General features: G+C 71.5%; 8 protein-coding genes. 1 reads left to right on the top strand and 7 read right to left on the bottom strand.

The features are described from left to right. Positions 1-48: 48 nt before the first annotated feature. From ACIHAR_RS32240 to ACIHAR_RS32210, 7 genes are all read right to left on the bottom strand, one after another. Positions 49-2127: a pectinesterase family protein gene (locus ACIHAR_RS32240; protein WP_400022889.1), complete on the bottom strand. Its 2079-nt coding sequence runs from the start codon at positions 2125-2127 to the stop codon at positions 49-51. 83 nt (positions 2128-2210) lie between these two features. Next, positions 2211-3716: an ATP-binding protein gene (locus tag ACIHAR_RS32235; RefSeq protein ID WP_400022888.1), complete on the bottom strand. Its 1506-nt coding sequence runs from the start codon at positions 3714-3716 to the stop codon at positions 2211-2213. Continuing rightward, positions 3713-4450, bottom strand: a complete 738-nt coding sequence (locus ACIHAR_RS32230) for a response regulator transcription factor (RefSeq protein WP_365466444.1) — start codon at positions 4448-4450, stop codon at positions 3713-3715. The genes ACIHAR_RS32235 and ACIHAR_RS32230 overlap by 4 nt, the downstream gene beginning before the upstream one ends. Before the next feature lie 107 nt (positions 4451-4557). After that, on the bottom strand, positions 4558-4785 hold the full coding sequence (locus ACIHAR_RS32225) for a hypothetical protein (protein WP_400022887.1): 228 nt from the start codon (positions 4783-4785) through the stop codon (positions 4558-4560). A 29-nt stretch (positions 4786-4814) separates the two neighbouring features. Further along, positions 4815-5975, bottom strand: coding sequence for a trypsin-like peptidase domain-containing protein (locus tag ACIHAR_RS32220; protein WP_365466440.1), 1161 nt, complete (start codon positions 5973-5975; stop codon positions 4815-4817). Between the two features lie 154 nt (positions 5976-6129). Next, entirely contained in the window at positions 6130-7152 is a 1023-nt protein-coding gene (locus ACIHAR_RS32215; protein ID WP_400022886.1) for a LacI family DNA-binding transcriptional regulator, read from the bottom strand. Positions 7153-7258: 106 nt separating this feature from the next. Next, positions 7259-8038 (bottom strand): response regulator transcription factor, encoded by a 780-nt coding sequence (locus ACIHAR_RS32210; RefSeq protein ID WP_365466437.1) that lies wholly within the window; start codon positions 8036-8038, stop codon positions 7259-7261. A gap of 180 nt (positions 8039-8218) precedes the next feature. Between ACIHAR_RS32210 and ACIHAR_RS32205 the strand changes: the two genes are divergently transcribed. Beyond that, positions 8219-9058 (top strand): alpha/beta hydrolase family protein, encoded by an 840-nt coding sequence (locus ACIHAR_RS32205; RefSeq protein ID WP_400022885.1) that lies wholly within the window; start codon positions 8219-8221, stop codon positions 9056-9058. Positions 9059-9090 lie beyond the last annotated feature (32 nt).

Below are 9090 nucleotides of genomic sequence, written 5' to 3'. Positions count from 1 at the left end.
CGCACGCACGCGCATGCGGCCTGGGAGAGGGTACGGGCCGGACCGTGGTCAGGAAGCCGAGGGGGTCCAGTCGCCCAGCCAGTCCGCGACCTCCTGGTCGGCGGCCTGGGCGGCGGTGAGCAGGGGGCGGTCGGCGCTCGCGGTGCCGGCCCCGGGTCCGGTGTTCTGGTACTCGGCGAAGCGGTCGCCCTTCCAGGAGAAGCCGCTCATGTCGGTCCACGGTGTGGTCTTGATCGCGGCGCTGAGCGTGGTGTTGCGGACCGTCGTCTGCGGGTCGAGGCTCGCGTCGCCGCCCGCGTGCCAGGGGCGGCCGAGGTAGAAGCTCCGGTCGGACACGTCACCGTTGACGGTGGAGTTGGCGATGAGGATGCCCTTGCGGTTCGCTGCCGTGCTCGGGGCGGTGACATAGCCGGCCGAGGTGCCGTTCCATCGCTTCTTCAGCGTGATGACGGAGCGGTCGATCACCGCGGTGGCCCGGCCGAAGACGAAGTCGACGTTGCCGATGACGTAGGAGTTCGTCATGCAGACCCGGCCCAGCCGGTCCTTGGCCGCGGTGTCCACCAGCAGCGTGTCCTGGTCGCCGCTGACGATGACGCCGTCGAGGAACACCTTGTCGGAGGCGGTACGCAGGGCGACGGCCTGGTGGCCGGAGAGGGACTGGTTGGCGGCCTCGTCGAAGTCGTTCGAGATCGTCAGGTTGCGGGCCTGGAAGTCGTCCGCCTCTACGGCGACGGTGGCGCTGCCGCCCGTGCCGTAGGTGCCGGAGCCGTCGGGCTTGGGGGTGCCCGCCGCGTTGTTGTAGACGATCACCGTGTCCTTGCGGCTGCCGCCGGTGCCCTGGATGGTGACGTGCGGCTTGTTGGCCGGCACCTTCACGACCTCGCGGTACGTGCCCGGCTTGACGGAGATGACGACCCGCGAGGGGTTGTTCGCCGGCACGGCGTTCACGGCCGCCTGCACGGTCCGGTACTGCCCGCTTCCGTCCTGGGCGACCGTGAGGGTGGTGGCGGCCGCCTTGGTGGTCGCCGTGGCGGCCGTCGTGCCGAGGGAGCTGCGCGGCCCGGCGCCCGACTTGAGGAGGGCGGGGACGACGGCCGTCTTGTCGAGGGTGTAGCCGTAGTACGTCTTCGGGTCGAAGGCGGTCCCGCCGCTCTCGTTGCGCCCGGTCGTCCCGACGAACGTGTTGCCCTTCTGGACGATGGTCGCGGTGCTGTCCTTGATGACGGGGTTGTTGACGCCCTGGAAGTAGGAGTTCTCCAGGACCATCCTCGTCCCGCCGCGCGAGTAGTTGCCGTACGAGGACTTGATGGTGGTGCCCGCCACGTCCTCCAGGAAGTTGTTGTAGAGGTGCGCGTGGGCGGCGTTGTCCGTCGACGGGTTGCGCTGCTCGGTCTCGCGGATCCAGTTGTGGTGGATCGTGATGTCCGTGACGACGTTCTCGGTCCAGCCGATGCCGAAGGCCTTGTTGTCCTCGCTCAGTCTGTTCCAGGAGACGGTCACGTACGTGCTGTCCTTGCGGACGTCGATCAGCCCGTCGGCCATGTGCCGCAGGTCGTTGTGGTCGATCCACACGTGGTGGGCGCCGTCCATCTGGATGGCGTCGAAGTCGTGCTCCTTGTCGTTCCAGACGCCCTGGTACGCGTCCCGGATCGTCAGGTTGCGGATGATCACGTTGTGGACGCCCTGGCCGAGGAAGAAGCCGCCGCCCACGATGTGCCCGGAGGTGCCGGACCCGATGATCGTCTTGTCGGACTGGACCTTGATCTCCTTGCCGACCGGGTTCATGGTGATCGTCGCGGCGACGACGATCACGTACGGCTCGGGCGCGGTCGCGTACTTCTCGAGCTCGGCGAGCGTCCTGACGGTGACGATCTCGCCGCCCCGCCCGCCGTACGTCCCGTTCTGCCCGAGCGCGTCGACGGAGGCGAAGCCGTCGGCCGTGGCGGTGGCCCAGGCGGGGGCGGCGGAGGCGGCCGCCGACGCGTGCTCCTGGGCGCCGAGCCCGAAGACCGACCCGTAGGCCAGCGTGCCGGCCGCGGTCAGGGCCAGCGGCAGGCCGACGCCGAGAGCCCTCCCGCGCCTGCGGTGGCGGGGCCTGCCGGTATCTGTGTCGCGGTGCGCGCTCATACGACCTTCCGTTCCGTGTGGGGGGACTGGGACCGCTGGTGGGTCGCCGCACGGAACGGAAAGGTTGCCGCGGAAGGGCGGAGTCAGACGGCCGGAGTCTCCGGCGGCGGGACCGGAGCCCCCGGCAGCCGCACGGTCGCCACGGTGCCGCCGCCCTCGGCGCGGGCCAGGGCGACCTGGCCGCCGGCCTGCTCCACGGTGCGGGCGACGATCGACAGGCCGAGGCCCGAGCCGGGCAGCGACCTGGCGCTCGGGGAGCGCCAGAAGCGGTCGAAGACGTACGGGAGTTCGTCCTCGGGGATGCCGGGGCCGTGGTCGCGCACGGTCAGGACGCCGTCGGTCAGCCGTACGTCGATGGCGCCGCCCTCGGGGCTGAACTTCACCGCGTTGTCGAGGACGTTGACCACCGCGCGTTCCAGCGCGGCCGGTTCGGCCCTGGTGTACCAGGGTTCCAGGGACGAGGTGATGCTCAGCTCGGGACCGCGCAGCCGGGCCCGGCGCAGCGCCGCCTCGACCGTGTCCTCCAGCGAGACCACCTGGACGCGTTCACCGCGCTGGCCCTCCGAGCGGGACAGTTCCTGCAGGTCGCCGATGAGGGACGCCAGCTCCGTCATCTGCGCCTTCACCGAGGCGAGGAGCGCCTTGCGGTCGGCGGGGGGGAGGGGGCGGCCGGTCTCCTCGCTGCGGGTGAGCAGTTCGATGTTGGTGCGCAACGACGTGAGAGGCGTACGGAGTTCGTGGCCGGCGTCCGCGATGAGCTGCTGCTGCAGCTCGCGGGAGCTGGCCAGGGAGGCGGTCATCGAGTTGAAGGAGCGGGAGAGGCGGGCGACCTCGTCCTCGCTCTCGTCGTCGACCGGAATGCGGATGCCCAGATCCTCGGTGCGGGCCACGTGCTCGACGGCTTCCGTGAGCTTGTCGACGGGGCGCAGGCCCGCACGGGCCACGGCGAGACCGGCGGCCCCGGCGCCGATGACTCCGACGCCGGAGACGAGGAGGAGGACGAGCGCGAGGTCGTTGAGGGTGGACTCGGTGCCCTTGAGGGGGACCGCGATGAGGAGGGCGGTGTCGGGGTACAGCTGGGGAGGGCTGCCCATGCCCTGGGTGACGAGCAGGGGGGCGGTCAGCACACGGACGGAGTTGCCCTCCGAGTCGGTGCCGTTGCGGATGATTCCGTCGGTGATGATCTCGTCGCCGCTGCTCGCGTCCTTGATCACCTTCTTGTCGCTGCCGGTGACCTTGACGGTGCCCGCCGAGTTCGGGGAGACGCAGGGTGCCCCGTCCGCCTTGACCAATTGGATGTAGGCGCCCTGCGTCCGCAGGCCGCCGAAGTCGTCCTGGTCGTTCTGGGCGGCCTGGTCGGTCGGGACGGCCTCGGGGCAGGCCGCGAGCAGGCCCTCGACCATGCCGAGCCGCTGCGGTTGCGCCATCTTCTCGAGGTCCTCGTTGACCTGGTCGTACAGCTTCCCCTGCACGATGAACCAGCAGGTCACCGAAACCGCCGCCACCGCGAACGCCACAGCGGCGGCGACCAGCATCGACAGCCGGGCCCGAATGGGAAGGGTCCGGAACCGCCGTACGAGCCTGTTCACTCCGCCCCGCCCTGCCGCAAGACGTACCCCACGCCCCGCACGGTGTGCACCAGCCGCGGCTCGCCGCCCGCCTCCGTCTTGCGGCGCAGGTACATGACGTACACGTCCAGCGAGTTGGACGACGGCTCGAAGTCGAAGCCCCAGACCGCCTTCAGGATCTGCTCACGGGTGAGGACCTGGCGCGGGTGCGCCATGAACATCTCCAGGAGCGTGAACTCGGTGCGGGTCAGCTCCACCGCCCGCCCGCCCCGCGTGACCTCGCGGGTCGCGAGGTCCATGCGCAGGTCGGCGAAGGAGAGGGCCTCGTCCTCCTCCACGGCGGCGGCGCCGGCCGCCGCCGCGTAGGAGCTGCGCCGCAGCAGCGCCCGGACGCGGGCGAAGAGCTCGTCCAGCTCGAAGGGCTTGACCAGGTAGTCGTCGGCGCCCGCGTCGAGGCCGGTGACCCGGTCGCCGACCGTGTCACGGGCGGTCAGCATGAGGATCGGCGTGGTGTCCCCGGCGCCGCGGATGCGGCGGGCGGCGGTGAGGCCGTCCATGCGGGGCATCTGGATGTCGAGGACGACCAGGTCGGGGCGGTAGGCCGTCGCCTTCTCCAGGGCGTCGGCGCCGTCGACCGCGACCTCGGTGTCGTAGCCCTCGAAGGCGAGGCTGCGCTGGAGTGCTTCGCGCACCGCCGGCTCGTCGTCGACGATCAGGATGCGCTGGGGGTCACGGTCGCCTTCGGCGGGGCTCATGGCGTGGGTTCCTCGGGTGCGGTGGGACGACGGGAGGCCGGACGGGCTGAACGCTTTCAGCCTCGCATGCTTCCCGGCCGTCCCGTGAAGACAGGTGCGGGGGGAGCTCAGCCGCGCAGCGCCGTGAGCCGGTTCAGCGGGACCTTGCGGCGGTGCGGGCGGGCGGCCGTGGTGCGCAGGCCCATCATCTGCGGGGCCGTGGTCGGGGCCGCCACCTCCGGCGCCCGCACCGCCTTCCGCGTCACCGCCGCGTGCAGCTCGGACGCCACCCGGAGGGCGAGGGCCACGTCGGCCGCGCCGGCGCCGGTCACCGTGTGCGAAACCTGCTTGATCATGACGTGCTCCCTGCTGGTCGGAAGGTCGTTCAGCTGTCGGAACCGCCGGCCCGCAGCGTGGCCAGGTCGGACTTGACGGTGTTGATCGGGATGGCGAAGCCGAGGCCGACGCTGCCTGCGTCGGAGGAGGTGGCGTCCGCGGCGGAGTACATCGCGGAGTTGATGCCGATGATGTTGCCGCTCGCGTCGATCAGGGCGCCGCCGGAGTTGCCGGGGTTCAGGGAGGCGTCGGTCTGGATCGCCTTGTACGTGGTGGTCGACGAGCCGGTGTCGCCGTTGAACTGCCGGCCGCCGAACTCGAACGGCCAGCCGCCGCCCTGTTGCTGCTGTCCCTGGTTCTCGTCGGTCGAGACGGTCACGTCCCGGTGCAGGGCGGAGACGATCCCGCTGGTGACGGTGCCGGTGAGGCCCTCGGGGGAGCCGATGGCGACGACCGTGTCACCGACCTGGACGCCGTCGGAGTCGCCGAGGGTCGCCGCCTTCAGCCCGGAGGCGTTCTCCAGCTTGATCAGGGCGAGGTCCTTGCTGCTGTCGGTGCCGACGACCGTGGCGGTGTACTCCTTGCCGTCGCTGGTCGTCACCTTGATCGAGGAGGCGCCGGAGATCACGTGGTTGTTGGTGATGATCTCGCCGTCGCTGGTGATGATCACTCCGGAGCCGGTCGAGGACCCGTTGCCGAGGGTGGCGTTGATCTCGACGACGCTCGGGCTGACCGTCGCGGCGATCGCGGCGACGTCCCCCGTCTTGCTGGAGGGCACCACGCTGGTGGTCGTCGAGGAGGCGACCACCTCGTCCTTGCCGGTCAGCTCCTGGATGCCGTAGGCCGTGCCGCCGCCGATGGCCGCGGCGACGATCGCCACGGCGGCGAGCAGCGCGAGCGGGCCTCGGGCGCGCTTCTTCCCGGGAGCGGGCGCGGGCTCGGCCGCCACCGGGGTGAGGAGAGCGGTTCCGCCGCCGGCGCCGTCCCCGCCGGAGACGGCCTGGGCCGGGGCCTGCGCCGGGCCCTGCGCCGAGGCCGGGGTCTGCCACACGGCGGCCGGCTCGACGGGCTGCCCGGCGGGCTGGTACGCCGGAGGGGCCGGCCACTCCGGGTCCACGGGGGAGGAGGCGTGCCGCGGGGCGCCCTGGTACGGGTTCTCGCGGTTCTCGTACGCGTCGTACTCGCCACTGCGGCGGATGCTCTCGGTCATGACAACGAGCTTGTCGCCCGACCATGAGAGCTCCCTGAGTGCCTCCTGAGAAGCCCGGCAGAACCTCGTTCGCCCGAAATAAAGCCGGTCGCGGAAGGAGCGCCGTGCCTCTCAGAAACCCTTCATACAGGCCCGCGGCGTCCGTCGCGCGGACTCACGCGCAGCCGCAGGACCGCCGTACCACCAGCTGGGACGGGAACACCTTCAGCCGCTCGCGCCGCGACCCCGCGACCCGCAGCCCGTCGTCCAGGACCAGGTCCACCGCCGCCCGGGCCATCGCCGACCGGTCGGACGCGATCGTGGTCAGCGGGGGATCGGCGAGCGCGGCCTCCTTGATGTCATCGAAGCCGGCCACGCCCAGTTCACCGGGCACGTCGATGCGCAGCTCGCGCGCGGCCCGCAGCAGGCCGATCGCCTGGTCGTCGGTGGAGCAGAAGACGGCCGGCGGCCGGTTCGGGCCGGACAGCAGCTCCAGGGCGACCCGGTAGGCGTCGTAGCGGTTGTACGGCGCCTCGAAGAGCCGGCCGTCGGTGCTGAGCCCGGCCTCGTCCATGGCACGCCGCCAGCCCTCGACGTGGTCGGAGACGGGGTCGCCGACGGAGGGCGTCTCCGCGGTGCCGCCCACACAGGCGACGTACTCGTAGCCGTGTTCCAGCAGATGCCGTACGGCGAGCTGGGCGCCGCCCAGGTCGTCGGTGACGACGGCGACGTCGTCGATGGCCTCGGGCCGCTCGTGCAGCAGGACGACCCGGGCGTCCCAGGCGTCGATCTCGGCGGCCGCCAGGTCGTTGAGGGCGTGGCTGACGAGGATCAGCCCGGACACCCGCATCCCGAGGAAGGCGCGCAGGTAGTGGACCTCGCGCTCGCCGACGTAGTCGGTGTTGCCGACGAGCACCATCTTCCCGCGCTCGGACGCGGCCTGCTCGACCGCGTGCGCCATCTCCCCGAAGAAGGGCTGGCGGGCGTCCGGGATGATCAGGCCTATGAGGTCCGTGCGCCGGGAGGCCATCGCCTGGGCGACCCGGTCGGGCCGGTACCCCAGTTCCTTGATGGCGGCGAGGACACGCTCGCGCGTGGCCGGGGCGACCGGCCGGGGTCCGTTGTTGATGACATAGCTGACCACGGCAGTGGACGTCCCTGCCAGCCGTGCTACGTCGTCCCGAGTCACCTTGGCCACGCGCGGAGTCTACGCGGATGGATCCCCTGCGGGCAGGGCGTACGGCACCTTCCCGGTGCGCCGGCCGGGCCCTCCCCGAGCAGGTGCGGGAGGGTACCGGCGGGTACTACGCCTCCGCCGCGACCTCTTCGGCGCCCACGGGGGTCGCGTTGTCCGTGTCGTCCCCCTTTGAGCGGTCCGCCTTGCCCTTGGTCTCGTCGGCGGCACGGTCGATCTTCTCGGGGGTAACGAATCGGTAACCCACGTTCCGGACGGTTCCGATCAGCGCCTCGTGCTCGGGGCCGAGCTTGGCGCGCAGACGCCGTACGTGGACGTCGACGGTCCGGGTGCCGCCGAAGTAGTCGTAGCCCCAGACCTCCTGGAGCAGCTGTGCGCGCGTGAAGACCCGCCCCGGGTGCTGGGCCAGGTACTTCAGGAGTTCGAACTCCTTGAAGGTCAGGTCGAGGACCCGGCCCTTGAGCTTGGCGGAGTAGGTGGCCTCGTCGACGGAGAGGTCGCCGTTGCGGATCTCCATGGGGGAGTCGTCGTTGACGATCTGCTGGCGGCCCATGGCCAGCCTCAGCCGCGCCTCGACCTCCGCCGGGCCGGCGGTGTCGAGGAGGACGTCGTCGATGCCCCAGTCGGCGGTGACGGCGGCGAGGCCGCCCTCGGTGACGACCAGGACGAGCGGGCAGCCCGGCCCGGTGGAGCGCAGCAGCTGGCACAGGCTGCGCACCTGCGGCAGGTCGCGGCGCCCGTCGATCAGGATGACGTCGGCACCCGGGGTGTCGACCAGGGCCGGGCCCTCCGCCGGAGCCACCCGCACGTTGTGCAGCAGCAGGCCCAGGGCGGGGAGCACCTCCGTCGACGGCTGGAGGGCGTTGGTCAGGAGCAGCAGAGAACTCATACGTCTGGTTCCTCCTCGGTCCCTGCGAGGACGTTGTGCGGTCGGCACTGCTCTGCGATCCCGGGGCTCCGTACACCTGCGGTCACCTGGTGTTTCCCGCTTCGTATACAACGCTTCCGAAAGCACAAAAGGACCCGGGGGCTACGCTGCCCGAGTCCTCTGCCCAGCAGAATAGCCGACATGAGCAACGGCGGGGCAGGTCACAAGGTGCGTTCCGGAGATCGTCCGCACTCCGAGACGAGCAGACGCACACCTTTCCGGACGTTCCTGCACACGACCGACGGCGTTCCCATCGATTTCGTATACGACCCGGGCGCGGTCGTATACGACACCTCCGCGCCACCCTCTTGCGGCCTGGTGTTCGTCGTGGCCCACGGCTTCACGGGCGACGTGGACCGCCCGCACGTGCGCCGGGTGGCGTCCGTCCTGCGGCGGTACGGCGCGGTCGTCACCTTCTCCTTCCGGGGCCACGGCCGCTCCGGCGGGCGCTCCACGGTCGGCGACCGCGAGGTCCTCGACCTGGCGGCCGCGGTCGAGCGGGCCCGGGAACAGGGGCACGCGCGCGTGGTCACCGTCGGCTTCTCCATGGGCGGCTCGGTGGTGCTGCGGCACGCGGCCCTGCACACGGGAACGGTCGACGCCGTGGTCTCGGTCAGCGCGCCCGCCCGCTGGTACTACCGGGGCACGGCCCCCATGCGCCGTCTGCACTGGCTGGTCACCCGCCCCGAGGGCCGTCTGGTCGGCCGCTACGGCTTTCGCACCCGCATCCACCACCGGGAGTGGGACCCGGTGCCGCTGTCCCCCACGGAGGCGGTCGCGAAGACGGCCCCGACACCGCTGCTCATCGTCCACGGCGACGCGGACGGCTACTTTCCCGTCGACCACCCCCGGATGCTCGCCGAAGCCGCCGGTGAGCACGGCGAACTCTGGCTGGAGCCCGGCATGGGCCACGCCGAGCACGCCGCCGACGACGCCCTGCTCGCCCGCATCGGGGACTGGGCGGTCTCCCGGGCGGGCTAGCCTGGCCCTGTTGACCGCCGATGGACCGACCG

The sequence above is a fragment of the Streptomyces sp. NPDC052016 genome, assembly GCF_044548445.1.
In the GTDB taxonomy this organism is placed as follows: Bacteria; Actinomycetota; Actinomycetes; order Streptomycetales; family Streptomycetaceae; genus Streptomyces.
The sequence above is the reverse complement of the archived record's forward strand: the minus strand, read 5'-3'. Positions and strand labels throughout refer to the sequence as shown.

Excerpts from the sequence above, each read along its gene's own strand:
- ACIHAR_RS32240 (WP_400022889.1), bottom strand. The coding sequence starts at position 2,127 with ATGAGCGCGCACCGCGACACAGATACCGGCAGGCCCCGCCACCGCAGG.
- ACIHAR_RS32230 (WP_365466444.1), bottom strand. The coding sequence starts at position 4,450 with ATGAGCCCCGCCGAAGGCGACCGTGACCCCCAGCGCATCCTGATCGTC.
- ACIHAR_RS32225 (WP_400022887.1), bottom strand. The coding sequence starts at position 4,785 with ATGATCAAGCAGGTTTCGCACACGGTGACCGGCGCCGGCGCGGCCGAC.
- ACIHAR_RS32220 (WP_365466440.1), bottom strand. The coding sequence starts at position 5,975 with ATGACCGAGAGCATCCGCCGCAGTGGCGAGTACGACGCGTACGAGAAC.
- ACIHAR_RS32210 (WP_365466437.1), bottom strand. The coding sequence starts at position 8,038 with ATGAGTTCTCTGCTGCTCCTGACCAACGCCCTCCAGCCGTCGACGGAG.
- ACIHAR_RS32205 (WP_400022885.1), top strand. The coding sequence starts at position 8,219 with ATGAGCAACGGCGGGGCAGGTCACAAGGTGCGTTCCGGAGATCGTCCG.